The 25,957-nt window shown below is 64.1% G+C and carries 20 protein-coding genes; 10 read left to right on the top strand and 10 right to left on the bottom strand.

The window, feature by feature from the left end:
• Positions 1-5: 5 nt before the first annotated feature.
• From FJ948_RS03245 to FJ948_RS03235, 3 genes are all read left to right on the top strand, one after another.
• Positions 6-1,409, top strand: a complete 1,404-nt coding sequence (locus FJ948_RS03245) for an FAD-binding oxidoreductase (protein WP_140702238.1) — start codon at positions 6-8, stop codon at positions 1,407-1,409.
• Between the two features lie 205 nt (positions 1,410-1,614).
• On the top strand, positions 1,615-2,196 hold the full coding sequence (locus tag FJ948_RS03240; RefSeq protein ID WP_140701740.1) for an NAD(P)H-dependent oxidoreductase: 582 nt from the start codon (positions 1,615-1,617) through the stop codon (positions 2,194-2,196).
• Positions 2,196-2,783 carry an NAD(P)H-dependent oxidoreductase gene (locus tag FJ948_RS03235; RefSeq protein WP_140701739.1) on the top strand — a complete coding sequence of 196 codons (588 nt, stop codon included), beginning with the start codon at positions 2,196-2,198 and terminating at the stop codon, positions 2,781-2,783. The genes FJ948_RS03240 and FJ948_RS03235 overlap by 1 nt, the downstream gene beginning before the upstream one ends.
• Positions 2,784-2,936: 153 nt before the next feature.
• On the opposite strand, the gene FJ948_RS03230 is transcribed toward FJ948_RS03235, so the two are convergent.
• The 5 genes from FJ948_RS03230 to FJ948_RS03210 form a co-directional block, all read right to left on the bottom strand.
• Complete coding sequence (locus tag FJ948_RS03230; RefSeq protein ID WP_181173546.1) at positions 2,937-5,402, bottom strand: FAD-dependent oxidoreductase; 2,466 nt, start codon at positions 5,400-5,402, stop codon at positions 2,937-2,939.
• On the bottom strand, positions 5,399-6,580 hold the full coding sequence (locus FJ948_RS03225) for a pyridoxal phosphate-dependent aminotransferase (RefSeq protein WP_140701738.1): 1,182 nt from the start codon (positions 6,578-6,580) through the stop codon (positions 5,399-5,401). Before FJ948_RS03225 ends, FJ948_RS03230 begins: the two co-directional genes overlap by 4 nt.
• A complete protein-coding gene (locus FJ948_RS03220) occupies positions 6,580-7,476 on the bottom strand; it encodes a homocysteine S-methyltransferase family protein (protein WP_140701737.1) in 897 nt (298 codons plus the stop codon). Before FJ948_RS03220 ends, FJ948_RS03225 begins: the two co-directional genes overlap by 1 nt.
• Complete coding sequence (locus FJ948_RS03215; RefSeq protein WP_140701736.1) at positions 7,473-9,926, bottom strand: FAD-dependent oxidoreductase; 2,454 nt, start codon at positions 9,924-9,926, stop codon at positions 7,473-7,475. Before FJ948_RS03215 ends, FJ948_RS03220 begins: the two co-directional genes overlap by 4 nt.
• 72 nt (positions 9,927-9,998) lie before the next feature.
• Entirely contained in the window at positions 9,999-10,541 is a 543-nt protein-coding gene (locus FJ948_RS03210; protein WP_181173566.1) for an XRE family transcriptional regulator, read from the bottom strand.
• A gap of 225 nt (positions 10,542-10,766) precedes the next feature.
• Here FJ948_RS03210 and FJ948_RS03205 point away from each other — a divergent pair, with 225 nt between their 5' ends.
• A complete protein-coding gene (locus FJ948_RS03205) occupies positions 10,767-11,471 on the top strand; it encodes a nitroreductase (protein WP_181173545.1) in 705 nt (234 codons plus the stop codon).
• A 25-nt stretch (positions 11,472-11,496) separates the two neighbouring features.
• On the opposite strand, the gene FJ948_RS03200 is transcribed toward FJ948_RS03205, so the two are convergent.
• The 5 genes from FJ948_RS03200 to FJ948_RS03180 form a co-directional block, all read right to left on the bottom strand.
• Positions 11,497-12,939: an MFS transporter gene (locus FJ948_RS03200; protein ID WP_140701734.1), complete on the bottom strand. Its 1,443-nt coding sequence runs from the start codon at positions 12,937-12,939 to the stop codon at positions 11,497-11,499.
• 172 nt (positions 12,940-13,111) lie between these two features.
• Complete coding sequence (locus tag FJ948_RS03195; RefSeq protein WP_140701733.1) at positions 13,112-13,699, bottom strand: sarcosine oxidase subunit gamma; 588 nt, start codon at positions 13,697-13,699, stop codon at positions 13,112-13,114.
• Positions 13,692-16,685 carry a sarcosine oxidase subunit alpha gene (locus FJ948_RS03190; RefSeq protein ID WP_140701732.1) on the bottom strand — a complete coding sequence of 998 codons (2,994 nt, stop codon included), beginning with the start codon at positions 16,683-16,685 and terminating at the stop codon, positions 13,692-13,694. Before FJ948_RS03190 ends, FJ948_RS03195 begins: the two co-directional genes overlap by 8 nt.
• The gene (locus FJ948_RS03185; protein ID WP_140701731.1) at positions 16,682-16,978 is read right to left on the bottom strand and encodes a sarcosine oxidase subunit delta; all 297 of its coding nucleotides are present in this window, start codon (positions 16,976-16,978) and stop codon (positions 16,682-16,684) included. The genes FJ948_RS03190 and FJ948_RS03185 overlap by 4 nt, the downstream gene beginning before the upstream one ends.
• 24 nt (positions 16,979-17,002) lie before the next feature.
• On the bottom strand, positions 17,003-18,262 hold the full coding sequence (locus FJ948_RS03180; RefSeq protein ID WP_140701730.1) for a sarcosine oxidase subunit beta: 1,260 nt from the start codon (positions 18,260-18,262) through the stop codon (positions 17,003-17,005).
• A 198-nt stretch (positions 18,263-18,460) separates the two neighbouring features.
• Between FJ948_RS03180 and FJ948_RS03175 the strand changes: the two genes are divergently transcribed.
• The 6 genes from FJ948_RS03175 (at position 18,461) to FJ948_RS03150 (ending at position 25,939) form a co-directional block, all read left to right on the top strand.
• Positions 18,461-20,950: a mechanosensitive ion channel family protein gene (locus FJ948_RS03175; protein WP_140702232.1), complete on the top strand. Its 2,490-nt coding sequence runs from the start codon at positions 18,461-18,463 to the stop codon at positions 20,948-20,950.
• A gap of 152 nt (positions 20,951-21,102) precedes the next feature.
• Entirely contained in the window at positions 21,103-21,366 is a 264-nt protein-coding gene (locus FJ948_RS03170; RefSeq protein WP_140701729.1) for a hypothetical protein, read from the top strand.
• Between the two features lie 224 nt (positions 21,367-21,590).
• Positions 21,591-23,024 (top strand): UbiA family prenyltransferase, encoded by a 1,434-nt coding sequence (locus tag FJ948_RS03165; protein WP_140701728.1) that lies wholly within the window; start codon positions 21,591-21,593, stop codon positions 23,022-23,024.
• A gap of 56 nt (positions 23,025-23,080) precedes the next feature.
• Entirely contained in the window at positions 23,081-24,376 is a 1,296-nt protein-coding gene (locus tag FJ948_RS03160; RefSeq protein WP_246677454.1) for an FAD-binding oxidoreductase, read from the top strand.
• Between the two features lie 124 nt (positions 24,377-24,500).
• Positions 24,501-24,935: an EamA family transporter gene (locus FJ948_RS03155; RefSeq protein WP_140701726.1), complete on the top strand. Its 435-nt coding sequence runs from the start codon at positions 24,501-24,503 to the stop codon at positions 24,933-24,935.
• Positions 24,932-25,939: an NAD(P)-dependent oxidoreductase gene (locus FJ948_RS03150; RefSeq protein ID WP_140701725.1), complete on the top strand. Its 1,008-nt coding sequence runs from the start codon at positions 24,932-24,934 to the stop codon at positions 25,937-25,939. The genes FJ948_RS03155 and FJ948_RS03150 overlap by 4 nt, the downstream gene beginning before the upstream one ends.
• Positions 25,940-25,957 lie beyond the last annotated feature (18 nt).

Below are 25,957 nucleotides of genomic sequence, written 5' to 3'. Positions count from 1 at the left end.
GAATGATGGATGTTTCGGCACTCAAACGCGATCTCGACGGGATAAAACTCGACGACAATCCGGCCATCGTCCAGCAGAAGAGCCGCGACTTCTACTGGTATAGCCCGGTGCTGAAACGGCAGCTCGACCATGTCACCGGCGACCTGATCGTGACGCCGAAGAACGAGGCCGAACTGATCCGCGTGCTGGCCGCCTGTCACCGTCATGGCGTGCCGGTGACCCCGCGGGGCAGCGGCACGGGCAATTACGGCCAGGCAATGCCGCTGTCGGGCGGGGTCGTGCTCAACCTCGCCGAGATGAACGAGATCAAGTCGATCGCGCTGGGGCGCGTGGTGACCGGGCCGGGCGCGATCCTGGCCGACATCGACAAGGCGACGCGGGCGCATTCCGGCCAGGAGCTCAGGCTGTCGCCCTCGACCTACAACACAGCCTCGATCGGCGGCTTCATCGCCGGTGGTTCGGGCGGTGTCGGCTCAATCAACTTCGGCGGGTTGCGCGATTTCGGCAATGTGCTGCGGCTGAGCGTGGTGACGATGGAAGTCGAGCCGAAAGTGCTCGAACTCACCGGCGAGGACCTGCACAAGGTGACCCATGCCTATGGCACCAACGGCATCATATCCGAGGTCGAGATGCCGCTGACAGCGGCCTATGACTGGATCGACGTCATCGTCGGCTTCAACCAATTCATGGATGCGGCGCGCTATGGCAATGCGCTGGCCTGCCAGGACGGCATTCTGACCAAGCTGATCACGCCGATCGCGGCACCCGTGCCGCAACTCTATTTCAAGCGGCACCAGAAGTTTTTCAGGGAAGGGCAAAGCATCTGTGTCGTCATGGTGGCGCGGCATGGGCTGGACGCTTTTCTGGCCTTTACGCGCCGGGCCGGCGGCGAGGTGATCTACGACGCCACCACGGCGACGCCGGAGGAGAAAAAGGGCCTGCCGCCGGCCTATGAGCTGGCCTGGAACCACACGACGCTGAGGGCGCTGCGGGTCGATCCGACGATCACCTATCTGCAATCGCTCTATCCTTTCCCGAACCAGCTGGCGCTGGTCGAGAAGATGGATGCGATGTTCCCTGGCGAGGTGTTCTCGCATCTCGAATTCGTGCGGCTGGACGGCAACATCACCTGCTTTGGCCTGCCGCTGGTCAAGTTCACCACCGAGGCGCGGCTCGACGAGATCATCCGCCTGCACGAGGACAATGGCTGTCCGATCTTCAACCCGCACCGCTACACGCTGGAAGAGGGCGGCATGAAGCAGACCGACGCCGTGCAGCTCGCCTTCAAGCGCGAGACCGATCCGCAAGGCCTGCTCAACCCCGGCAAGATGATCGCCTGGGAAAACCCGGACTACGACTACCGATCCGGCCGGACTTTTTTGTTCAAGGGGCTGCAAAAGGCGAGCTGATGACCAGCGTATGGCGCTGCACCCCCCTCTGGCCTGCAGGCCATCTCCCCCTCAAGGGGGGAGATTATTTGCTTCGCCGCTTTCGCCAATCTCCAACTCTGGAAAGACAGGTGCGGCCCAGAAGCTGCCAATCTCCCCACTTGAGGGGGAGATGCCCGGCAGGGCAGAGGGGGGCGTCTCGCGCTGACCTTCGGAATGTTCTCCCGTGAACATCCTCGTGCTCTATGCCCATCCGGTCGAGACCAGCTTCAATGCCGGTCTGCACCGGTTGATCGTCGAGCGGCTGACGGCGGCGGGGCATACGATCGATGATTGCGATCTCTACGCCGAGGATTTCGATCCGCGGCTGACGCGCGGGGAGAGGCTGGACTATCACAACCAGCGTGGCCCCGAGGATCCGGCGGCGCCTTATGTCGAGCGCCTGCTGCGCGCCGATGCGCTGGTGCTTGCCTATCCGGTCTGGAACTACGGCTTTCCGGCGATCCTGAAAGGGTTTTTCGACCGCGTTTTCCTGCCCGGCGTTTCGTTCAAGCTGGTCGAAGGCAAGGTGCAGCCGTCGCTGCACAACATCAGGAAGGTCGCGGCGATCACCACCTATGGCGGCAGCCGGTTCCGCGCCGTGCTGATGGGTGACCCGCCGCGCAAACTGATCAAGCGCATGCTGCGCGCAACCGTAAAACCCGGCGCGTCGGTGACTTACCTCGCCCACTACGCGATGAACCTGTCGACCGACGAAACGCGCAAGGCTTTCATGACGAAGGTCGCGGCCAGCATGGATGCGTTCTGATGCGGGTCCTCGTGGTCTACTGCCATCCGGTGCCGGAGAGCTTTTGCGCAGGGATTCGTGACACCGCCGTGGATGTGCTGACGCGGCGAGGCTGGGACGTGCGGCTGCTCGATCTCTATGCCGAAAAGTTCGATCCGGTGATGAGTTGCGAGGAGCGGCGTACCTACAACAGTCAGGCGCCGCAGGATCCGGCACTGCAGCCGCATTTCGCGCTGCTCGCCTGGGCCGAGGCGATCCTGTTTGTCTACCCGACCTGGTGGTACGGCCTGCCGGCCATGCTCAAGGGCTGGCTCGACCGCGTTTGGGCGACCGACATCGCCTTCAAGCTGCCGGCGGGCAAGGGCGGGATCAAGTCGCTGATGACGCATGTCACCAAGGTCGGCGTCATCACCACCTGCGGCGCGCCGACTTGGTGGAGCGTCGTCGTCGGCCAGCCCGGCCGCAAGACCCTGCTGCGCGGCATGCGGGCGCTGTGCGCCAGACGCTGCAAGACGTTTTTCCTGGCGCATTATTTGATGGATGCCTCGACGCCGGCGACGAGGGCGGCGTTTTTGGTGAAGGTGCGGGCGAGATTGGAGCGGTTTTGAGAGGTTTAGCGCCCTTCTCCCCGTTTCACGGGGAGAAGATGCCGGCAGGCAGATGAGGGGCAGCGCTAGCCTTGCCAACCTCGGCGCCACCCCTCATCCGGCCCTTCGGGCCATCTTCTCCCGGTAGAACGGGGAGAAGGAAGAGGCGCCGCGCTACATCTTCACCCGCTCAGCCTTCGGATCATACATCGGTTTCAGCGATGCCTCGGCCGCAAACCGTTCACCGGCGATCTCGATTTCGTAGGATGAGGCCAGCACATCCGCCTCGCTTTCGCCTTGGCAAGGCACATAGCCAAGCCCGATGGCGCCGCCGAGATGATGGCCGTAATTGCCGGAGGTGATTGGGCCGACGATCTTGCCGTCGCGCAGGATCGCCTCGTTGTGGAAGAGCAGCGGCTGCGGGTCCTTCAGCCGGAACTGGACCAGCCGCCGGCTCAACCCGGCTTCCTTCTTCTTCAGCACGGCATCGCGGCCGATGAAATCGCCCTTCGCCATCTTCACCGCGAAGCCAAGGCCAGCCTCCAGCACATGGTCCTCGTCGGTGATGTCATGGCCGAAATGGCGGAAAGCCTTTTCGATGCGGCAGGAATCCAGCGTGTGCAGGCCGCAGAGTTTCAGGCCGACATCCGCGCCGGCCTCCTCGATCACCTCGAAGACATGAGCGGCCTGATCGGTCGAGACGTAGAGTTCCCAGCCGAGTTCGCCGACATAGGTGACCCGGTGCACCCGGGCCAGCCCCATGCCGATTTCGATCTCCTGGAAAGTGCCGAACGGATTGTTCTCGTTGGAGAAGTCGTTGGGGCTGACCTTCTGGATCAGTTTTCGCGCATCCGGACCCATCAGGCATAGCACGCTTTCGGCGGCGGTTACGTCCGTGATGACGACGAACGCCTCGCCGACATGCCGGCGCAGCCAGGCGAGGTCTCGCTGCAGCGTCGCGCCCGGCACGACGAGGAAGTAGGCCGTCTCCGACAGCCGCGACACGGTGAGGTCGCTTTCGATGCCGCCGCGCTGGTTGAGCATCTGGGTGTAGACGATCTTGCCCGGCGCCACGTCCATGTCGTTGGCGCAGAGCCTTTGCAGAAACGCGCGGGCATCGCGGCCCTCGACACGGATCTTGCCGAACGAGGTCATGTCGAACAGGCCGACCTTGTTGCGGACCGCCAGATGCTCCTCGTGCTGGTTGTCGAACCAGTTCTGCCGCTTCCAGGAATAGCGGTATTCGCGCTCCTGGCCTTCGCGGGCGAACCAGTTGGTGCGCTCCCAGCCGGCGACCTCGCCGAACACGGCGCCACGCGCCTTCAGATGCTCGTGCAGGGGCGAGCGGCGCACACCACGCGACGTCGCCATCTGCCGGTAGGGAAAGTGGTCGGCGTAGAGCAGGCCGAGCGTTTCGGAAACGCGTTCCTTGAGATAGCGGCGGTTCTTCTGGAACGGCTGGGTGCGGCGAATGTCGACTTCCCAGAGGTCGAATGGTGCCTCGCCATCGTTGATCCACTGCGCCAGCGCCATGCCGGCGCCGCCGGACGAGACGATGCCGATCGAATTGTAGCCGGTCGCCATCCAGTAGCCGCGCAGCTCCGGCGCCTCGCCGAGATAGTAGCGGTCGTCAGGGGTGAAGCTTTCGGGGCCGTTGAAGAAGGTGTGGATGCCGGCGGTGGCCAGCATCGGCATGCGGTTGACGCCCATTTCGAGGATCGGCTCGAAATGGTCCATATCCTCGGGCAATTGATCGAAGCAGAAATCCTCGCTGATGCCGTCCATGCCCCATGGCTTGGCCACCGGCTCGAAGGCGCCGAGCATCATCTTGCCGGCGTCTTCCTTGTAATAGGCGCACTCGTCCGGCACGCGCAGCACCGGCAGGCGGCCGAGGCCGGGGATCGGCTCGGTGACGAGATAAAAATGCTCGCAGGCATGTAGCGGGATGTTGACGCCGTTCCGGGCGCCGAGTTCGCGCGCCCACATGCCGGCGCAGTTGACGACGATGTCGGCCTCGATCGTGCCTTGCTCTTCGCCCTGCGCCCAGGACACGCCGGAGACGCGGCCATTTTTCGTGTGGACCTTCGTCACCTTCACATTCTCGGCGATGGTGGCGCCGCGCTGGCGCGCGCCCTTGGCCAATGCCATGGCGATGTTGGCCGGGTCGCATTGGCCGTCGAGCGGCAGGTGCACGGCGCCGACGACGTCGGAGACATTGAGATGCGGATACATCTCACTGACTTCATTGGGCGAAATCTCGCGCACGTCGACGTCGAAGGCGCGGGCGAGCGATGCCTGGCGGTAGATCTCGTGCTTGCGCTCCTCGGTCAGCGCCACCGTGATCGAGCCGACCTGGCGCATGCCGGTGCCGACCTCGGTCTCGGCTTCCAGTTTGACGTAGAGATCGGCCGAATATTTCGCCAGCCGGGTCATGTTCTGCGAGCCGCGCAACTGGCCGATCAGCCCGGCGGCATGCCATGTGGTGCCCGAGGTCAGCTGCTTGCGCTCGAGCAGCACGATGTCGGTCCAGCCGAGCTTGGCCAGGTGGTAGGCGACCGAACAGCCGGAGACGCCGCCGCCGATGATGACGGCCCTGGCCTTGGTAGGGATGGCCTTGGTGGGAATGGTCTTGGCGGTCATGCGGCCTCGCGACGGTAGGTGGAAACAAAACGGCGCAGCCGCGCGGCTGCTTCCCGCAGTACCGGTTCGGGCTGGCACAGGCTTATTCTGATATGGCCGGCCGCGGCTTCGCCGAAGCTGGAGCCGGGCATGACGCCGACCTTCTCCTTGTCGAGGAAGGCGAAGGCGAATTTCTCGTCGTCGGATTCGACATCGGATATGTCGAGCATGACATACATGCCGCCTTCGGAACCGCGCACGGTGACATCATTCATCCCGCGCACCGCATCGAGCAGAACGGTGCGGCGTGCGGCGTAGCGTTCGGCGATGTCCTTGACGCCATAGTGCTGCTCCAGGGCCTCGGCGCAAGCGATGGAGATGAAGGCCGGCAGGCCGTAAGTGGTCACCAGATTGAGGTTGATCAGCAGCGAAATCATCGCCTCGGGACCGGTCAGCCAGCCCATGCGCCAGCCGGTCATGCCGTGGCTCTTGGACATCGAATTGATGACCAGCGTGCGCTCGGCCATGCCGGGCAGCGAGCGTGGCGAGACATGTTCGCCGCCGCCCAGCGTCCAATAGACCTCGTCGGACAGTAGCCAGAGGTCATGCTCCTTGCAGAGCTCGGCCAGCTCTTCCAGCCGCTCGCGCGAATAGACAGCGCCGGTCGGGTTGTTCGGCGTGTTGATCAGGATGGCGCGCGTGTTGGGCTTGAGTGCCGCGCGGATCATGTCGGCGTGCGGCTGGAAACCATCTTCGGCCGGTGTCTCGACGACTGTGAAACTGGCGCCGGCGGCGCTGAACGTGTTGGGGTAGGTGGCGTAATAGGGGGCGACCACAATGGCGTGGTCGCCCTGGTCGAGCACGGCCTGTACCGCCGCGTAAAGCGCTGCCTGGCCGCCGGGCGTGGCGATGACCTGATCCGGTGTCGTCTCCACACCGGTGCAGGCGCTGGAGGCTGCCGCCATCGCCTGGCGCAGGCGAGGCAGGCCAGGCAGCGGCGTGTAATGGTGATTGCTGCCGCGAACGGCAGCCACGCAGGCCTCGATCGTTTGCGAAGGCGTGTCGAAGTCGTGGTCGCCGACCGACAGCATGATGATGTCTTCGCCAGCCTCCTTGCGGGTCCAGGCGGCGAAATGAACCTCCCAGCCATCCTTGCCCGATGGCACGATGCCTGAAATGCGCGATGATGGTTTTGGCATCAAAGAACTCCCGAGATTTGGTAGCCGGCCTGTTCGAGCCGGCCACGCAACGCCGCGATATGGGCAGGGCCGACTTCGCAACAACCACCGACGATGTCGGCGCCGGCCGCGACCCAGCCCATCGCCTGACCGGCATAGGCCTCCGGATCGAGGTCGTGGCGCGCGTGCAGCACATCGACGGTGCCGCCATGCTTGAGCGCTTCGGTGGATGTGAAGCCGTTGGCATAGGCACCGACCGGGCCGCCGAGGTCAATCAATTCAGGCAAAGCCGCGGTGATCGCTTCGGGCCGGCAGCAATTGATCAGCCGTGCCGCGACCAGGTCGCCCAGTGCTGAGGACGCGGCAGCGAGGGCTTCGCCGCTGCGTAATCGCGGCGTGCCGTGATCGGCGAGCGTCCACGAGACCCAGACCGGTTTGCCGCTTTCCGATGCCGCGGTGACGGCCGCGCGCGCCTCATCGGCCGACGCCATGGTCTCGCACAGGAAGAGATCGACCCCATCCGCCTGCTCGGCAACGATGCGGCGATAGATGTCGAGCGTCTCCTGATAGGAAATGGTCAACGCTGGCGCGTAGCTGCCGAAGAGTGGCGACAGGCAGCCGGCGATCGCGGCTTCGCCGGCTTCGTCGCAAGCTTGCCTGGCAAGCTCGATGCCGCGTTTCTGCAGCGGCTTGAACAGGTCCTCGGCACCCTCGCGCGCCAGCCGCTCGGGTGTCGCCGAATAGGTGTTGATGGTGATGACGCGAGCGCCGGCGCGGATGAATTCAGCATGCAGGTCGCGCACCAGATCGGGTTCGTCGATCAGCACCCTGGCCGACCACAACGGCGTCGGCTCGGACTTGCTGCGGCGGACCAGTTCCTGACCCATGCCGCCATCGGTGAGGATGACCTTCTTCATGCGCGCAGCCTCTCATTTCTGGGATCCCAGAGCGGCTCATCCTTCTGCACCACCGCCTTGAAACGGTCGCCGAAGATTTCGACCTCGACGTTGGTTCCCGGTTCGGTCAAGTCGACCCGCAGCATGCCGAGCGCAATCGACTTGTCGATGCGATGACCCCAGCCGCCTGACGTGGTCTCGCCGACGATCTGGCCGCCATGCCACAGCGTCGACATGTAGGGCGCGTCGCAATCGCCGGGGTTTTCAACCACCAGCGTTACGAAGCGCTTCTTCACGCCTTGCTGCTTCTCGTTCTGCAGCGCCGCCTTGCCGCGGAAGTCGGGCTTTTCCCATTTGACGAAGCGCTCGAGCCCGCCCTGCAGGATCGAGTAGTCGGTCGACAGGTCGCCCTTCCAGGTGCGGTAGCCTTTTTCCAGGCGAAGCGAATCCAGCGCATACATGCCGAACGGCTTCAGCCCGTGGTGCTGCCCGGCGGCACAGATCGCATCGAAGATGGCGGCGGTGTCGTCGACCCTGGTGTGGATCTCCCAGCCGAGTTCGCCGGCGAAGGAGACGCGGACCAGCTTGGCCCAGCGGCCGGCGATCCTGGTCTCCTGATGCGTCAGCCATGGCAAGGTCAGGTCGGCCTCACAGGCATCGGCAAGGATTTTTCGCGAGTTCGGGCCGGCGAGGATCTGCGTGGAGAATTCCTCCGTGCGGTCGATCAGCTTGAACGCCGCATCGTCAGGCATGTGCGACTTCAGCCATTCGAAATCATGCCACTGTGCCACCGCCGCGGTGATCAGCGTCATGGAGTCCTCGCCATGGCGCACCACCGACATTTCGGTGACGATGCGGCCCTTGTCGTCGGAGAAATAGACGAGGCCGATGCGGCCGGGCTTCGGCACCAGGCCGGTCACCTGCCGGCTCAGCCATTCGGCCGCACCAGGGCCCTCGAGGTTGAAGCGCGAGAAGCCGGGCAGGTCGAGGATGCCGGCGGCGTCGCGGACCGCCAGGCACTCTTCGCGCACGCGCTGCTGCCAAGGCCCGTCACGGCGGAAGGTCAGCGTGGCTTCCTCGGAGACGTCATCGCCGTCCTGCGCGTACCAGGTGGCGCGTTCCCAGCCATTATAGGCGTCAAAGCGGGCGCCGAGCGCCTTGATGCGGTCGTGGACCGGCGACAGTTTCCGGTCGCGGCCTTCCGGCCAGGCATGGCGCGGGAACTGGATGGCGTATTCGTTGCCGTAGATCTCCTTGCCCTTGGCGACGCAATAGTCCGGGGCGGCGGCAAAGGAGGTGAAGCGTCGCGGGTCGCACGACCACATGTCCCATTCGGTCTGGCCTTGCGACACCCATTCGGCCAGCACCTTGCCGGCGCCGCCGCCCTGGGCGATGCCGAAGGTGAAGACGCAAGCCTCGAAGGCGTTGGGAACGCCAGGCATCGGCCCGATCAGCGGATTGCCGTCAGGCGCATAAGGGATCGGTCCGTTGATGACCTTGGACAGGCCGGCGGTACCCAGGATCGGCACGCGGGCGACGGCGTCGGCCAGGTAATGCTCCAGCCGATCGAGATCGTCGGGGAAGAGCTGGAACGAAAAATCCTCCGGCATCGGATCGCCAGGGGTGGCCCAATGGGCGCGGCAATTGCGCTCGTAGGGGCCGAGGTTCATGCCGGACTTTTCCTGGCGCAGATAGTAGGACGTGTCGACGTCGCGCAGCAGCGGCAGTTTCTTGCCCTGTTCCTTCGACCAGGCGGCGAGTTCGGGGATTTCCTCGAACAATATGTACTGATGGCTCATCACCATCATCGGCACTTCCCGGCCGAACATTTTGCCGACTTCGGCGGCACGATAGCCGGCGGCGTTGACGACGATCTCGCAGCGGATTTCGCCCTGTGGGGTTTCGACCACCCATTCGTCCTTCTCGCGGCGCACGCCTGATACCGGGCAGAAGCGGATGATCTTCGCGCCCATGTCGCGCGCGCCCTTGGCCAGCGCCTGGGTCAACTGCGCTGGATCTATGTCGCCGTCGCTCGGGTCATAGAGCGCGCCCTTCAACTCGTGCGTTTCGATGAAGGGGTAGCGGTGCTTGATCTCGTCGAGCCCGACCACGTCGATGTCCATGCCCTGGTAGCGGCCCATCCCCTTGGCGCGCTGGAATTCCTGCATGCGCTCCTTTGTATGAGCGAGCCTGAGTGAGCCGGTAACATGGTAGTTCATGGGGTAGTCGACTTCGTCGGCGAGGCCCCGATAGAGTTCGGTCGAATAACGCTGCATGTTCATCAGCGACCAGGAAGAGGAGAAGGTCGGCACATTGCCGGCGGCATGCCAGGTCGAGCCCGAAGTCAACTCGTTCTTTTCCAGGAGCACGCAGTCGGTCCAGCCGGCCTTGGCCAGGTGATAGAGCGAGGAGGTGCCGACCACGCCGCCTCCGATGATCACCACGCGCGCCGTGCTTGGCAAACCCGCCATGTTCTTCTCCCATCCTCAAGCGCGCCGCGCTTGTTTTTGTTCTATGCGGGCATGTCGTCTGGCGACATGCATTCAATAGACCGGTGGCGAAACCACCCAGATGACAACCGCCGGCTCGCTGCCCGGATTGCGCCAGCGGTATGGCTTGCCCTCGAAACGGAAGGAATCGCCTTCGCCGAGCCGGTGCCAGACGCCAGCGATCTCGATCTCGAAAATACCCGAGGCGATATAGCCGGCCTCCTCGGTCGGCCGCAGTTGTTCGGTCTTCATTTCCGCGCCCGGCGCGAAGATCGATCGCACCATCTCGAAGCTACCACCGAGATCCGGTGACAGAAGCTCCTCCACCAGGCCGGATTCGCTGGTGCCAAGCGTGCGGCGCTTGCCGGCGCGCACCACGACGCCGCGCTCGCTCTCCAAGGGCACGTCATGGCTGAAGAACAGGCTGATCGGCACGCCGAACAGATCGGCGAAGGCCCGGAGATCGCTGAGCGATGGCGTCGACAGGCCGCGCTCGACCTGGCTGACCCAGCCAACCGAGCGGCCGAGTTTCAGCGCGATCTCGGCCAGCGTCAGCCCGCGCACCCGGCGCAAGGCCCGGATATCGCCGGCCAGCACTCGCTCGTCAGGTCCCTGCAATGTTCGTGCGGTAGGGGAGGCCAAATCGCTCACTTCATGAAAATTTTCAACCGAATTTCATGAGAAATCATGCTCATGAAAAAATCAAGTAGATTTTCACCAATGCTCAAGATTTGCTTGCAGGATTTTGACGGTTCATGCAAAGGCTCCGCCGCGAGCGGCGAGTGGGGACGTCCGATCGACACAATGGCTAAGGGACGGCCCATGCTGGAAAAGAAGGCTCGAATCGCGGGCGACGCCGAGATCGTCGACGACGCGATCATGTCGCGCCGTTCGGTGCGCGCGTTTTTGCCTGACATGGTCGACGACGAGACCATTCGCGACATCCTGACTGTCGCGGCGCGCGCTCCCTCCGGCACCAACATGCAGCCATGGCGGGTCTACGTTACCAAGGGCGGGACCAAGCAGCGGATCACCGATGCGATCATGAATTCCGGCATCCGCGCCGAAAAAGCCGACTGGGACGAATATCGCTATTATCCGACCCAGTTCTTCGAGCCGTATCTCACCCGCCGCCGTGCCAACGGGTTCGGCCTCTATGGCGCACTCGGCATAGGCCGCCGGGAAGTCGACAAGATGCGGGCCCAGCACGACCGCAACTTCGTCTTCTTCGACGCGCCGGTCGGCATGATCTTCACCATCGACCGCCGGCTCAACCAGGGTTCGTGGATCGACTACGGCATGTTCCTGCAAAACATCATGGTCGCGGCACGGGGCAGGGGTCTGCATACCTGTCCGCAAGCCGCCTTCGCGCCCTACCACCGGCAGATCAGGCCGGTGCTCGACATTCCCGACGAGGAGATCGTCGTCTGCGGCATGGCGCTCGGCTATGAGGACGTTTCCAAGCCCGAGAACGCCTTCCGCACCGACCGTGTGCCGCTCGAGGAATGGGTGACGTTCAGCGAATAGGCGGCGTGCGAAAGCCGCGCGGCCGCTATTCCGCACTCATGTGCGCGCCGTGGCCGCTGACATGGGCGCCGTCCTGCGGCGTCAGCTTGAGATAGGCGAACAGCGCGCAGAGCGTGATGACGCCCTCGATCGCGAACAGGATCCGGAAATCATTGGTCACGGCAGGCCCGCCGCCGGCCAGGAACGATAGCATCGCCGCCGCCAGGCCGACGCTGATGGCGACCGCAAGCTGCCACAATATGTAATAGAGCGCGCTGAAGCGGGCGAGCTGTTCGGGGGCGATGTCGGAATAGGCGAGATTGCCGGTCGAGGCCCATTGCACCGAGCGGAAGACGCCGAAGACGAAGATGTAGGCGAGCACGATCCAGGCCGGCGTCGTCGCCTGCATCAAGGCAAAGCCCGCAACCATGGCGGCAACGATCGGTGTGTTGAAGACCAACACGCGGCGGAAACCGAAGCGGTTGAGGACACGCGGCATGAAGAAGCGCATCGCCACCGAACCCAGCGCGGCAACGAAGGTCAGCGACCCCGCCTGCACCGCGCTCATGCCAAAGCCGAGCTGGAACATCAGCGGCAGCAGGAAGGCGACGGAGCTGAGGCCGATCGTGTCCAGGCCGCCGCCGGTAAGGAAGGAGACGCGGAAGGTCCGGATGCGCAGGAGCTTGAGATCGAGCACGGGATTGCGCACACGCAGGCAGTAGAAGGAGGCGGCCGTCAGGATGATGAGCGCCAGCGCAAGCTCGGCCGCAATCATGCCGCTGGCGGCGTCTTTCGCCGCCAGGGAGTCCATGCCGAAGACCAGCAGGATCATGCCGCTGCCCACCAGCAGAAAGCCGGGAAAATCGAACTGCGTGCGAACGGGCTTGGTCACCGTTGGAAACAGTGAGGCGGCGAGGATCGCCGCCGCCAGCGCGAACGGCACATTGATGAAGAAAATCCAGCGCCAGGAAATGTAGGTGGTCAGCGCGCCGCCGACGAGCGGGCCAACCAGCGGCCCGGTTTGGCTGGCCACCGAGATATACATGTTGATCTTCAGCGTTCGGTTGCGCGGAAAGCTCGACAGGATGACGACCTGGCCAAGCGTGCCCATCAGCGCGCCGCCGAAGCCCTGCAGCGCGCGGGCGCCGACCAGCATCCAGATGTTGTCGGACAGCCCGCAGAGCGCCGATGAAGCGGCGAATACCAGCAAGGCAAAGCAATAGACGTTGCGCAGGCCGAAACGATCTGCCGCCCAGCCGCCAAGCGGCATCGAGATGATCAAGCTGGCGACGTAGACGGTGATCAGCAGGCCGAGCTGGCTCGGCGGACGGCCAAGGCTTTCGCTGATGCCCGGCAGCGCCGTCACCACGACATTCTGGTCGAGGCTGGTCATGAACACGCCGCAGGCGACCGTCAGCGGCAGCAGGAGCAATGCTCTGGCCGGCATATCGGCGCGATCGGTGGCGCCGGCGGATAGTTCAGCGGTCATGGGGATGTTCGAACCAAATATGCCGACTCTGAGACGGGATTTTCGCATCCCTTGGACCGGTTGGGCGGCCATGTCTCTCCATCATGGGCGCCCGCGGCAGGATTCTCTAGCGGCAGAACCGGTCGGCATTGAGGCCAGAAGCAGCGGCAATGGGCACTTCCGCCCGCACTGCCTACTGCACCTCGTAGCCGACTTCCTCGCTGGCATGACAGAGCGCCTTCCAGAACGAGCGGGCGAAAGAGCGGAAGACATAGATGTCGAACTGATCGGTCCCGGTGCGCTGGATCTGGGCGAAGACATCGTGATGCGTCGTCGAGCGGCCGGCGCCGACGGGGAAGGCGGGCAGGGCGAAGTCGATGGCGAAGAACTTCGCCAGCACCCATTCGGCTTTCGGCCCGGCAATGCGGATGGCGGTGCGGCCATGCGACAGGTCCGTCACCGTGCCGATGGCCGGCGTCACCACCCTGGCGAAGGCCGCGGCCAGTCCTTCGGCCTCGTCCGCGACGGTGAATTTTCCCGGCGCGAAACCGAACGCCGACTTCGCGCCGTCGCTCAAGCCGCCGCCGGCGCCATCGGGCAGCGCAAGGCCGGCGACAGCACGGATGGCCGCGATCAATTTCTTCTCCTCGCCGGGCCATGCCGCGAGCTGCACGATCGAGCCCGGCCTGGTTTCGGTTAGCAGGATCTCGACCCCATGTTCGAAATTGCCGTGCGAGCCGACATGGTACTCCGGCTCGAGGGGCGATTGACGCTCAACCATGCATGCGGGTCCCTTCCGGATCGTAGAAATGGTTGGAGACGATCTCCACGGGGCCGAAGCGATTGCGCAAGGGGTCGGAGACATGGGCACGCGTGCCGTGCCTGGCCTTGCCGCCCTTGACCAGCGCCAGCGCGATATGCTTGCCGAGCGCCGGCGAATAGCAGCAGGCGGTGATATGCCCGATCGAGCCGCGCGGATTGGCTTCGTCGATTTCCTCGACAATGTGCGCGCCGCCATTGAGCGGCCGGTTGTCGAGCGCGATCAGGCCGACCAGATCCAGCCGGTCGGACGCGACGAGACCTTCCCGGTCCATCATCGCCGAGCCGATGAACGGCTTTTTCTTCGACAGCATCCAGTCGAGATGCAGGTCGCGCGCCGTGGTGCGGCCGTCGATCTCGGCGCCGGTGACATGGCCCTTCTCGATGCGCATCGTGCCCAGCGCCTCGAGCCCGTAGGTGACCAGCCCGAACGGCTTGCCGGCCTCGATCAAGGCCTCCCAGACATGCGTGCCATGGCCGGCGCCGGAATAGACCTCGAAAGCCATTTCGCCGGAGAAAGACAGCCGGCAAACCATTACGGGAACGCCCGCTATCTCGCCGTGCACGATGCCCATGAAGGGCAGCGTCGCATTGTCGACGGCAGTGCCGGTGACGCAGGCGGCGAGGATTTGCCTGGCCTTCGGGCCGCCGATCGCGGCACCCGCCCATTCGTCGGTGACCGAGGTGACGTGGACCTTCAGCTCCGGCCAGACCACGTCGAGGAAATATTCCAGGTGCTGCATCACCCTGCCGGCATTGGCCGTGGTGGTGGTCATCAGGAAATCCTGTTCGCCCAGCCGCCAGGTGGTGCCGTCGTCGAAGGCAAAACCGTCCTCGCGCAGCATCAGCCCGTAGCGGGCCTTGCCGACGGCCAGCGTCGAGAACATGTTGGTGTAGACACGGTCGAGGAACGTGGCGGCGTCGGGACCCTGCACGGCGATCTTGCCCAATGTCGAGACATCGACGATGCCGGCGCTCTCGCGCGTCGCTTTGGCCTCGCGCACATAGGCCTGTTCGACGGTTTCGCCTGAAAGCCCGTAGATCATCGGCCGGTACCAGAGGCCGGCCGAATACATGGTCGCGCCGTTGGCGAGATGCCAGTCATGCATCGGCGTCAGCCGCTCGGGCTTCAAGTCGCCAAAGCGTTCGGCGGCCAGCGAGCCGATCGAAACCGGCGCGAAGGGTGGCCGGAAACGGGTCGTGCCGACGTCCGGGATCGGCTTGCCCAGCGCTTCCGCCATGATGGCGAGGCCGGGGACGTTGGAGCTCTTGCCCTGGTCGGTCGCCATGCCGAGCGTGGTGTAGCGCTTCAAGTGCTCGACCGAGACGAAGCCTTCGCGATGCGCCAGGCGGACATCCTCGGCCGTGACATCGTGCTGGAAATCGACAAAGCTCTTGCCGCTGGCCCTGATCTCGAAGACCGGCGCCGGATCGGGATCTCCAGGAATTGCCTCGACGGAGGGCAGCGCCGCCGGAGCGGCGGTCCCGCCAGCGGCGGCAAGGCCCGCGGCGCGGCCTTCAGCGATGGCCTCGACCGTCGAAAAGCTGCCGGTGAAGGCGCCGGCGCCGATCCATTTCTGTGTCGGCTTGGGCGGCAGAAAGGCCTGCCGGGCAGCGCTCCATTCCGCCTTGGCGCCGGCCTGGCTGGCCAGATGGATGGTCGGCGACCAACCGCCCGACATCAGCAGGCAATCGGCATGGACGCTGCGCGCATCGCCGCTCAGCACACCGGCGACCATATCGAAACGTTGAACCTTGAGGCCGGACAAGGCCTTGCCGCCTTCCGTGGCAACCACCGCATGGCCAGACAGCAATTCCGCCTCGGTTTCGCCGGCCAGGGCGCTCATCTCGGCGGACGGCTGCGGGCGCACGTCGACGATGGCAACGATCGCGGCACCCGCCTGCTTCAGCGCCAGCGCCGACCGGTAGGCGCTGTCATTGTTGGTGAACAGCACGACCCGCTGGCCCGGCAGCACGCCGAATTCGTTGGCGTAGCGCTCCGCAGCATGCGCCAGCATCACGCCGGGCCTGTCATTGCCGGGAAACACCAGAGGCCTTTCGAACGCACCGGTGGCCAGCACCACGGATCCGGCGCGGATCGCCCAGTAGCGATGGCGCGGCTCACCCTTGGCGGGCTGCTCCTTGTGGTCGCTGACCCGTTCGAGGGCGGCAAGCGTGTTGTTGTCGTAGTAACCCCAGACCGTGGTGCGCGGCAGGAGCCGGACATTGTCGCGGGCCGCGAGTTGGGCGACCGTGCGCCGCACCCAATCGGTCGCCCATGCGCCGTCGATGGTTTCGCCGGACCAATTGGCCGAACCGCCGAAATGCGGCTCGAGATCGGCCAGGATGACGCGGGCGCCCTGATCGGCGGCGGCCTTGGCGGCCATCAGGCCGGCCGGGCCGGAGCCGACCACAAGCACGTCGCAAAAGGCGTTCATGCGTTCGTAGCGGGCGGGGTCCTTTGCCGATCCGGCGCTGCCGAGGCCGGCGGCGCGGCGGATGAAATGCTCGCAGAACATCCAGAAGCGCGTGCCTTTCAGCGGGCCGACAACCGGACCCATGAAGGTCTTGTAGTAGAAGCCGGCCGACAGCAGCTTGCCGCCGAGCTGGTTGACGGCATGGATGTCCCAGGCGAGCGAGGGGAAACGGTTCTGGCTGACGGCAAGCAGCCCGTCATGGATTTCGACCATGGTTGCCGGGATGTTGGGCTCGCGCACCTCGCCCTTCAGCACCGTCACCAGCGCGTTGGGCTCCTCGACGCCCGCGCTCAGCAGGCCGCGCGGCCGATGGTATTTGAAAGAGCGGCCCAAAAGTGTGACGCCGTTGGCCAGCAGCGCCGACGCCAGCGTGTCGCCGCCATGCCCGGTATAGGCAATGCCGTCGAAGGTGAAGCGGATTGTCTTCAGCCGGTCGATGCGGCCGCCAGTGTCGGCGCGGCGCGGGCTCATGGCTTGTCCTCCGCCTTGCTGCGTGCCGCCGAGCCGTGATCGCCGCGCACGAAGGCGACACTGGAAATCTCATGCGTCAGCGTGTTGCGCACGACCCTCAGGTGAGCCCGGCAGCCGCCGGAATGCTGCCAGATCTCGTTGTGGTCGCCGGCCGGGTTCAGCCGGTCGTAGACATAGGCATTCCAAGCCTCGAAATTCTGCGAGACGGGGTCGGGGCGCTCGCGGTTGCCGTCACCCTGATAGGTGAACTCGATGACGTCGCGCGGGCCGCAATAGGGGCAAGTGATCAGCACGGAATGTTCCTAATGAAGGCTTGTTTAGTGAAGCCTCGGGTTCGCGCCCTGGCCCTTGTCGTCGATCACCAGACCGCGATGAAAGCGGTCGAGCGTGAAAGGGGCGTTGAAATCGTGCGGCTGGTCCTTGGCGATGGTCCAGGCGAAGCACCAGCCGGAAGCAGGCGTCGCCTTGAAGCCGCCATAGCACCAGCCGCAATTGAGATACATGCCGGGCAGCGGCCCCATGGTGATGATCGGCGAGCCGTCCATCGACATATCGCAGACGCCGCCCCAGGAGCGCAGCATGCGCACACGCGCAAGGCCCGGGAAAAGCGCCAGCATCTCGCTCATCACCTCGTCGACGATGGGCAGGTTGCCGCGCTGGGCGTAGCTGTTGTAGCCGTCGATGTCGCCGCCATAGACAAGGCCGCCCTTGTCGGACTGCGACATATAGAAATGGCCCATGCCGAAGGTCACGACGGTGTCGATGAAGGGTTTGAGCGATTCGGTGACGAAGGCCTGCAGCACGTGGCTCTCGATCGGCATCGTCTCGACGCCGGCCAGTTGCATGACGCGGCCGGTGCTGCCGGCCACCGCGACCGCCACCTTCTTGGCCCTGATATCGCCGCGCGAGGTGGTGACGCCGGTGACGCGGTCGCCGTCGCGCAGGAAGCCGGTGACCTCGCAATTCTCGATGATGTCGACGCCACGCCGGTCGGCGCCGCGCGCATAGCCCCAGGCGACCGCATCGTGCCGGGCGGTGCCGGCGCGCCGCTGCATCAGGCCGCCGACGACGGGGAAGCGTGCCTCGCTGGAGATATCGAGCGCCGGAATCAGGCGCTTGATCTCGGCGGGCGTCATCAGTTCGGCATCGACGCCGAGATGGCGCATGGCATTGCCGCGCCTCGCATAGTCGTCGAACTGGGCAGGCGTGTGCGCCAGGTTCAGGCAGCCACGCTGCGAGAACATGACGTTGTAATTGAGCTCGTGCGACAGGTTCTCCCACAGCTTCATCGAATGTTCGTAGAAGCGGGTGTTGGCCGGCAGCAGGTAGTTCGAGCGCACGGCGGTGGTGTTGCGGCCGACATTGCCGGAGCCGAGCCAGCCTTTTTCCAGCACCGCGACATTGGTGATGCCGTGCTCCTTGGCAAGATAGTAGGCGGTCGCCAGCCCATGTCCGCCGCCGCCGATGATGATGACGTCGTAGGACGCCTTCGGATCTGGCTTGCGCCAGGCCGGCTTCCAGTCCTTGTTTCCCTTGAGCGCGTTCGCGAGCAGCGAAAGGGCCGAGTACTCTGCCATGTGTAAGGTGTCCGTTGCGGGCGATGCGGCAGACTATAGAGCAGGGGGCTGACACAAAGCCAATATTGCGCCATCGCCTTTCGACTGGCCGACGCCTGATGTGCGCGATCGGTCGCGGTGACTTGCCCCATGATATGGCCGTCTTTATCAAGGACAGGGTTTTTGAATGCCTTTGCCGCCCGCGAGTCGCCGATCCACATGTTTTTCCGATTGCTTCGCCTCATCCTGGTCCTGGCGCTTGTCGTTTCGGCGCCGCTGTCGTTCGAGGCGGTAGCGCAAGGCGTTGGCCAGGCGCCCGCCGGACTGGTCGCCGACCAGCAGAAGATCATCCAGGGCCTGACGACGAAGACCGACAATTTCGAGAAGCAGATCCAGCAGGATGGCGTGGACGACGGCAGTCTCGTCGACATCCGGCTGCAACTGGAGGAACTTTCACGGCAATCGTTGAACAGTGCATTGGCCTTCCGCACGCGCCTGGGCGAAATCAACAGCCGGCTCGAACAGCTCGGGCCGCCGCCTGCGGCCGGCCAGCCTGCGGAGCCCGACATCGTCAGCGCCGAGCGCGAGGGGCTGACGTCGGAAAAGGCGGAGATCAACGCGGTCATCGCGCAGGCCCAGACCCTGTCGATCCGCATCAGCGGACTGATCGACCAGATCGGCAACATGCGCAGCGCGCTTTTCCGCAATCTTTTGACCAAACGCTATGTGCTCTCTGACGCCTTGAGCCCGCAGGTCTTTTCCGACGCGCGCGACGAGTTCGACAATTTCTACAAGGCGGTGTCGTCCTGGCTTAGCTTTGCCATCAAGTTCAAGTTCCAGGCCATCCTGGCGGCAACCTTCGTGGCGCTCGGCCTGGCGCTGGTGCTGCTGGTCGGCGGGAGGCGCCTGTTTGGGCGCGTGTTCGAGGCCGACTCCACGAATGAGGACCCATCCTATCTCAGCCGCCTGTCGGTGGCTTTCTGGTCGACCCTGCTGCCGACTCTGGCGGTCGCAGCCTTTCTCGGTTCAACCATCTTCTTTTTCAATTATTACAACGTGTTGCGTGGCGACATTGGCCTCTTCCTCAATGCCTTGGCCACCGTCATCGGCGTGGTGTTCTGCGTCAACCGGCTGACCAACGCGGCACTCGAGCCGCGTTTGCCCAACTGGCGTCTCATCCCCGTCGAGACCGGGCCGGCGCGCTGGTTGGTCCGCCTGACCACCGCCATGGCCGTGGTCATCAGCTTCAACACCTTCCTGTCGGTCGTGAATGACAAGATGGGGTCGCCGCTGTCGCTGACCATCGCGCGCAGTTTCGTCGCCACCATCATCGTCGGCGTCATCCTGATCCTGATGGCGATGCTGAGGCCTTTCAAGGCTCGCGACGGAAGCTGGCGCCCATGGCCGGCATGGCTGCGCTATACCTCGCTCGGGCTCGGGCTTTTCACCATCATCGCGGCGCTGCTGGGGTATATCGGCCTTGCGCTGTTCGTCTCGCTGCAGGTCGTGGTCACCGGCACCGCGCTGATAACAGCCTATATCGGCTTCCTGTCGGCGCAGGCGATCGGCGAGGAGAGCGCGTTCGCCAACACCTCGGTCGGGCGCTGGCTGTCGGCCAATTCCAGCTACGAGGATACCGCGCTCGACCAGCTCGGTCTTGTCGTCAGCATCGCCATCAACGTGATGATCGTGCTGGTGTTCCTGCCGCTGATCCTCTTGATGTGGGGTTTTCAGCCCGGCGATATCGAGGCATGGGCGTACAAGCTCGCCACCGGGATCAATATCGGTTCGGTGACGATCTCGGTCACCGGCATCCTGTCGGGCATCGTCGTCTTCGTCATCGGCTATTTCCTGACGCGCTGGTTCCAGGGCTGGCTGGATGGCTCGGTCATGGCGCGCGGCAAGGTCGATACCGGGGTGCGCAATTCGATCCGGCTGGCGGTCGGCTATGCCGGCGTGGCGCTTGCGGCACTGGTCGGCATCTCGGCCGCCGGCATCGATCTCTCCAGCCTGGCGCTGGTCGCCGGCGCGCTCTCGCTCGGTATCGGCTTTGGCCTGCAGAACGTGGTGTCGAATTTCGTCTCGGGCCTGATCCTGCTGGCCGAGCGGCCGTTCAAGGTCGGCGACTGGATCGTGGCCGGCGACGTCAGCGGCACGGTCAAGAAGATCAGCGTGCGCGCCACCGAGATCGAGACCTTCCAGCGGCAGTCGGTGATCCTGCCCAATTCCAACCTGATCAACAATGCCGTCGGCAACTGGACGCACCGCAACAAGCTCGGCCGCATCGACATCAAGGTCGGCGTCGCCTACGGCAGCGACGTCAAACAGGTCCACGCCGTCCTGCTCGACATCGCGCGCAGCCATCCGCTGGTGCTTAAGAACCCCGAGCCCTTCGTGCTGTTTTCCAATTTCGGCGCCGCGGCGCTCGAATTCGAGATCCGCGTGTTCCTGGCCGATGTGATGAACGGCAATGTCGTACAGAACGATGTCCGCTTCGCCGTGCTGGAAAGATTCGATGACCAGCACATCGAAATCCCGTCCACGCCGCGCGCGGTCGTCGAGGCCAGGACGCACGTGGCATGGCCGACCGATGACGACAAGATCGAGGCCGATTTCGCCGAACAGGCAGAGGCCAAGGCGCAAGCCGAGGCCGAGGCGAAACGCCAGGCCAAATCAGGCCGCAAGACGCGCAAGCCCGATCCGGATTAGGCTGGACATTGCCGGCTACATGCCGCCAAAGCCAATTGCGGCATGAATGCGGCATTCAGTTGCGGTTCAGCTTCCATCTCATATAAGCTCCCATGCAAAGGCGAGAATGCCTTGTGAAATGCAACAGAGGCGGTGGGAACACCGATATTGCAATGTGGAAGTCTCTCGTCGCTGCCGTGGCCCTGCTCGCCGTGAGCGGCTCGGCCCATGCCGCCAGCGCGGTCAACAAGGACGCCCAGACCCGCACGCTGGTCGTGACCGAGGGCGGCAGCAAGACCGAGCTGGCGCTGGCCGGCGGTGAAACCGTCGAGTTCTGCCAGAATGGCTGCTTCGTCACCTTGCCGAACGGTGACCTCGAAGCCCTGACCGGTTCGGAAACGATCGAGATTTCCGGCGGCGTCGCCCGCATCAAGTAATCTCCGTCGCATGGTTGGAAAGGCCGGGCATTTGTCCGGCCTTTTATCGTTTCCGGTAGCGGTTGCTTAACAATGAAGCCGGAAATACCCGGCGGCAGCCGTCTGCAACCGCACGTTTTAACGTTCGCTAGGCCATACCCCGCTATACCGCTATCCAAGACGCCGAAACACGGCGCTCAACGGGGTTCCGGTTTCGGATCATACGCGGGCAGGGCAGGACGGGCATGGATGCGCGGTCGGACAGGAACGCAATACCGCTTGCGGTCGATCTCGACGGCACGCTGATCGCGACCGATCTTTTGTGGGAAGGATTGTTCATCCTCCTCAAGAAGAACCCGCTCTATCTCTTCCTTGTGCCGTTCTGGGCGGCCGGCGGACCGGCTCGGCTGAAGCAGGCGATCGCCAAGCGCATCGACATCGACCCGGCCACGCTGCCCTACCGGGCGTCATTGCTCGACCGGCTCCGCGGCGAGCACGCCGAAGGCCGCAAGCTCGTGCTGGCGACCGGCACGCCGCGCAAGTTCGCCGATGCCATTGCTGTCCATCTCGGCATTTTCGACCGGGTGCTGGCCACTGACGGCCTCGACAATCTCACTTCGGACAAGAAGCGAGCCTCGCTCGTCGCGGCCTATGGCGATGCCGGTTTCGACTACGCCGGCAACAGCCGTCATGACCTCCAGGTCTTCGACGCGGCGCGCAGCGCGATCGTCGTCGCACCCGACCGTCACGCCGCGCGCTGGCAGGCGGCGCATGGTGCCGAAACGATGCCGGCGCCGAAGCCGACATTGCGGACCATCGTCAAGATGCTGCGGGTGCATCAGTGGCTGAAGAACTCGCTGATCGGCGTGCCGATGATGCTGTCGCACGAATATTTCAATTCCAGCATGATCTGGGAATGCCTGCTGGCGTTCATCTCGTTCAGCGCGGTGGCGTCGGCGATATATATCCTCAATGATTTCTTCGACCTCGCGCTCGATCGCAAGCATCTCACCAAACGCAACAGGCCATTCGCCAGTGGTGCCCTGTCGATCCCGTTCGGCCTTGGCGCGATCGCGGTTCTGCTGACGATCGGCATCGGCACCGGGCTGTTCCTGTCGCTTGAATTCCTGGCTGTGCTCGGCGGCTACATGGTCGTCACCACGGCCTATTCGCTGTCGTTCAAGCGCATGCTTCTGGTCGACGTGCTGACGCTTGCCGGTCTCTATACGGTCCGTGTGCTGGCGGGCGCGGCCGCGACCGGTGTCGACGTTTCATTCTGGCTGCTCGCCTTCTCGATCTTCTTTTTCCTGTCGCTGGCGCTGGTGAAGCGCTTCGTCGAACTGCGCACCACCGCCATTCCGCCGGGCGAGCGTATTGCCGGCCGCGGCTATCGAACCGAAGACCAGGAGATCGTTGCCCAGGCCGGCATGGCTTCGGCCTTCTCCTCGGCGCTGGTGCTGGCGCTCTACATGGACAGTGTCGCGGTGCGCGAACTCTATCCGCATCCCTGGCTGATCTGGCCGCTGGCGCCGATCGTGCTCTATCTCACCATGCGCGTCTGGATCCTGGCGCGCCGCGACGAAATGCACGACGACCCGGTCGTCTTCATCATCCGCGACTGGCGCAGTCAGATCGTGGTGGCGATCGGCGCCGTGCTGCTGGTCATCGGGGGCTGGTAGCCATGGCCGAACGCTTTCAGAGCTTTGGCCTTGCCACGCCGCCAGCGGCAAGGACGATGCATGCCGATGACGCCATTGCATTGCTGAAGGGCGGTCAGGCGAGACAAGCGTCGCTGCTTGCCTATGGCAATGGCCGGTCCTACGGCGATTCCTGCCAGAACCAGGCCGGCACGGTCATCGACATGCGACCCCTGAACCGCATTCGCGGCTTCAACGCCGAGACCGGCCTCCTCGAAGCGGATGCCGGTGTGCTGCTCGCGGATGTCATCGCCTATGCCGCGCCACATGGCTTCTTCCCGGCCGTGGTCCCCGGCACACAATTCGTCACGCTCGGCGGCGCCATTGCCAACGATGTCCACGGCAAGAACCATCACCGGCGCGGCACGTTCGGGTGCCATGTGGAGAGCTTTACGCTGCTGCGGTCGGATGGACGGACCTATCGTTGCTCGGCGACCGACAATGCGCGCCTGTTCCGGGCGACCATCGGCGGCATGGGCCTCACCGGCCTGATCCTGTCGGCCTCGATCCGGCTGATGCGGGTTCCGTCGCTCGACATCGTGGAAAAGACGACGCGGTTTCGCGACCTCGGCGAATATTTCGATCTGGCCGAAGCGGCGGACCAAGCCAATGAATATGCCGTCGCCTGGATCGACCAGCTCGCCGGCGGCCCCCACAGCGGACGGGGCCTGCTGTTTACCGGCAACCACGCCGAGCACGGCTCGCACGCGGCCGCGCGTGCCAGCGCGAAATTCTCCGTGCCGCTCCAGCCGGCATTCAACGTTCTCAACCGGCCGTTCCTGACCGCTTTCAATGCCGCCTACAGGTGGAAAAAGGGCAGGGCCACCGGGCCGCGTCAGGTCGAATACCAGGGCTTCTTCTTCCCGCTCGACGGTGTGCGCGACTGGAACAGGCTTTATGGCCCGAAGGGGCTGTTCCAGCATCAGAGCGTGGTCCCGGAAGAGGCCGCGCGCACGATCGTGCCGGCGCTGCTCGCGGCCGCCCGGCGGGCCCGGCAGGGGTCGTTCCTCACCGTCCTGAAGCGCTTCGGGTCGACCCGCTCGCCGGCACTGCTGTCGTTCCCCAGGCCGGGTTACACGCTGACGCTCGATTTCCCCAACAGGGGCGCGGCGACGATTGCCCTGCTGGGCGAGCTCGACCGCATGACGATCGCAGCTGGGGGCGCGGTCAACCCCTACAAGGACGCGCGCATGGCTGCCGCGACCTTCACCGCTTCGTTCCCGGACTGGCCGAGGCTGGAAGCCCTGCGCGACCCCGCCTTCATATCCGATTTCTGGGCGCGCACCGCCGGGAGCATCGAGCTGGGGCGGCGCGGTTCGGAAGCCGCCGAATAGATAAAAGTTGAATAGATCATGGTTTATGAATGGTTAACGTCGAGGTTTACTCAAAATTGTCTTGTGAGTTCACGAAATCTTTTCAAGTTTGTATTACTTGAGATTACGGGGTTGGCGGGTTGAAATGAAATATATCGTCTTCATTCTCTTTACGGTCATGACCAATGCCGCTGCGCAGCTCATGCTGAAGCAGGGCATGATGTCGCTTGGCCCCATTTCGTTCGAGGGCACCAATCCGTTGATCAAGCTGCTGCAGATCGTCTTCAGCCCCTGGGTCTTCCTTGGCTTGTGCACCTTCGTGATTTCGATGGCCTCGCACCTCTATGTGCTGTCCAAGGTCGAACTCTCCTTTGCCTATCCCTTCCTCAGCCTGGCTTACGTCGCCGTCGCCATCTTCGCCTATTTCGTCTTCCGCGAGGATCTCAATGGCTGGCGCATCGCCGGCATCGCCTTCATCTGCGTCGGCACGGTGCTGATCGCGCAAAGTGGGCGAGGGCATGAGGACCAGACCGCTTCCATCACATCAGACAAGATCCCTGCAAACGAGACCGTTCGATGAGACATGTGATTTTCGGCGGTGACGGCTTCGTCGGCCGCCACCTTGCCCCGAAGCTTGTGGCGGATGGTGAAGAGGTCGTCGTCGCCGATATCGTCAAGAGCGACCTTGCGCATTACCGCAATGCCCGCTTCATCGAGTGCGATGTCACGGATTCCGCGTCGGTCGCCGCCGTCGGGCTGAAGGCGGACGACATGGTCTACAATCTGTCGGCCAAGATGCTGTCGCCGATCCAGGTGCGGACCAAGCGGCATGACTTCTTCTTCCCGGTCAACTTCCATGGCACCGAGCACATCATGCAGGCCATGGACAAGGCCGGCGCGCCAAAACTTGTCCACTACACGACCGACATGATCTACGGCCACACGGTCACCCAGCCGATGACCGAGGAACATCCGGTCGCGCCGCTCGGCGAATATGGCTGGTCGAAGCAGAAGACCGAGGAACTGGCCGCCGAATGGCGCAAGCGCGGCATGTCGATTTCGCTGTTCAGGCCGCGCCTGATCATCGGGCCTGGCCGGCTCGGCATATTGGAAAAACTGTTCAAGCTGATCGATTGGAACCTTCCGGTGCCGATGATCGGTTCGGGCAAGAACCCCTATCAGTTCATCTCGGTGTTCGACTGCGCCGAAGCCGCCCGCGCCGCCTGGAAGGCCGGTGTGCCCAACGAGGCCTATAATCTCGGCTCGCTCAACCCGCCGCCGGTGAAGAAGTTGCTTGGCGACCTGATCCGGCATGCCGGTTCGAAGTCGATCCTGTTGCCCACGCCAGGCTGGGCGGTCAAGCGCACGCTGGACCTGCTCGATCTCATGAACATGCCGATCATGGATCCGGAGCAATATCTGATCGCCGACGAGGACTGCGTGCTCGACGTGTCCAAGGCCGAGCGCCAGCTCGGCTGGGTGCCCCAATATCGCGACGAGGACATGCTGATCGCCGCCTATAGCGAATACCGCGCCAAGAAGGCGGGTCCCGCCGTCGCCGCCAAACATGTGCCCGCCGAATAGCGGCCCGCCAAACAGTTT

It is taken from the genome of Mesorhizobium sp. B2-3-12, from assembly GCF_006442205.1.
In the GTDB taxonomy this organism is placed as follows: Bacteria; Pseudomonadota; Alphaproteobacteria; order Rhizobiales; family Rhizobiaceae; genus Mesorhizobium.
The sequence above is the reverse complement of the archived record's forward strand: the minus strand, read 5'-3'. Positions and strand labels throughout refer to the sequence as shown.

Excerpts from the sequence above, each read along its gene's own strand:
- FJ948_RS03245 (WP_140702238.1), top strand. The coding sequence starts at position 6 with ATGGATGTTTCGGCACTCAAACGCGATCTCGACGGGATAAAACTCGAC.
- FJ948_RS03235 (WP_140701739.1), top strand. The coding sequence starts at position 2,196 with ATGCGGGTCCTCGTGGTCTACTGCCATCCGGTGCCGGAGAGCTTTTGC.
- FJ948_RS03230 (WP_181173546.1), bottom strand. The coding sequence starts at position 5,402 with ATGACCGCCAAGACCATTCCCACCAAGGCCATCCCTACCAAGGCCAGG.
- FJ948_RS03225 (WP_140701738.1), bottom strand. The coding sequence starts at position 6,580 with ATGCCAAAACCATCATCGCGCATTTCAGGCATCGTGCCATCGGGCAAG.
- FJ948_RS03220 (WP_140701737.1), bottom strand. The coding sequence starts at position 7,476 with ATGAAGAAGGTCATCCTCACCGATGGCGGCATGGGTCAGGAACTGGTC.
- FJ948_RS03215 (WP_140701736.1), bottom strand. The coding sequence starts at position 9,926 with ATGGCGGGTTTGCCAAGCACGGCGCGCGTGGTGATCATCGGAGGCGGC.
- FJ948_RS03205 (WP_181173545.1), top strand. The coding sequence starts at position 10,767 with ATGCTGGAAAAGAAGGCTCGAATCGCGGGCGACGCCGAGATCGTCGAC.
- FJ948_RS03200 (WP_140701734.1), bottom strand. The coding sequence starts at position 12,939 with ATGACCGCTGAACTATCCGCCGGCGCCACCGATCGCGCCGATATGCCG.
- FJ948_RS03195 (WP_140701733.1), bottom strand. The coding sequence starts at position 13,699 with ATGGTTGAGCGTCAATCGCCCCTCGAGCCGGAGTACCATGTCGGCTCG.
- FJ948_RS03190 (WP_140701732.1), bottom strand. The coding sequence starts at position 16,685 with ATGAGCCCGCGCCGCGCCGACACTGGCGGCCGCATCGACCGGCTGAAG.
- FJ948_RS03180 (WP_140701730.1), bottom strand. The coding sequence starts at position 18,262 with ATGGCAGAGTACTCGGCCCTTTCGCTGCTCGCGAACGCGCTCAAGGGA.
- FJ948_RS03175 (WP_140702232.1), top strand. The coding sequence starts at position 18,461 with ATGTTTTTCCGATTGCTTCGCCTCATCCTGGTCCTGGCGCTTGTCGTT.
- FJ948_RS03170 (WP_140701729.1), top strand. The coding sequence starts at position 21,103 with ATGTGGAAGTCTCTCGTCGCTGCCGTGGCCCTGCTCGCCGTGAGCGGC.
- FJ948_RS03165 (WP_140701728.1), top strand. The coding sequence starts at position 21,591 with ATGGATGCGCGGTCGGACAGGAACGCAATACCGCTTGCGGTCGATCTC.
- FJ948_RS03160 (WP_246677454.1), top strand. The coding sequence starts at position 23,081 with ATGCATGCCGATGACGCCATTGCATTGCTGAAGGGCGGTCAGGCGAGA.
- FJ948_RS03155 (WP_140701726.1), top strand. The coding sequence starts at position 24,501 with ATGAAATATATCGTCTTCATTCTCTTTACGGTCATGACCAATGCCGCT.
- FJ948_RS03150 (WP_140701725.1), top strand. The coding sequence starts at position 24,932 with ATGAGACATGTGATTTTCGGCGGTGACGGCTTCGTCGGCCGCCACCTT.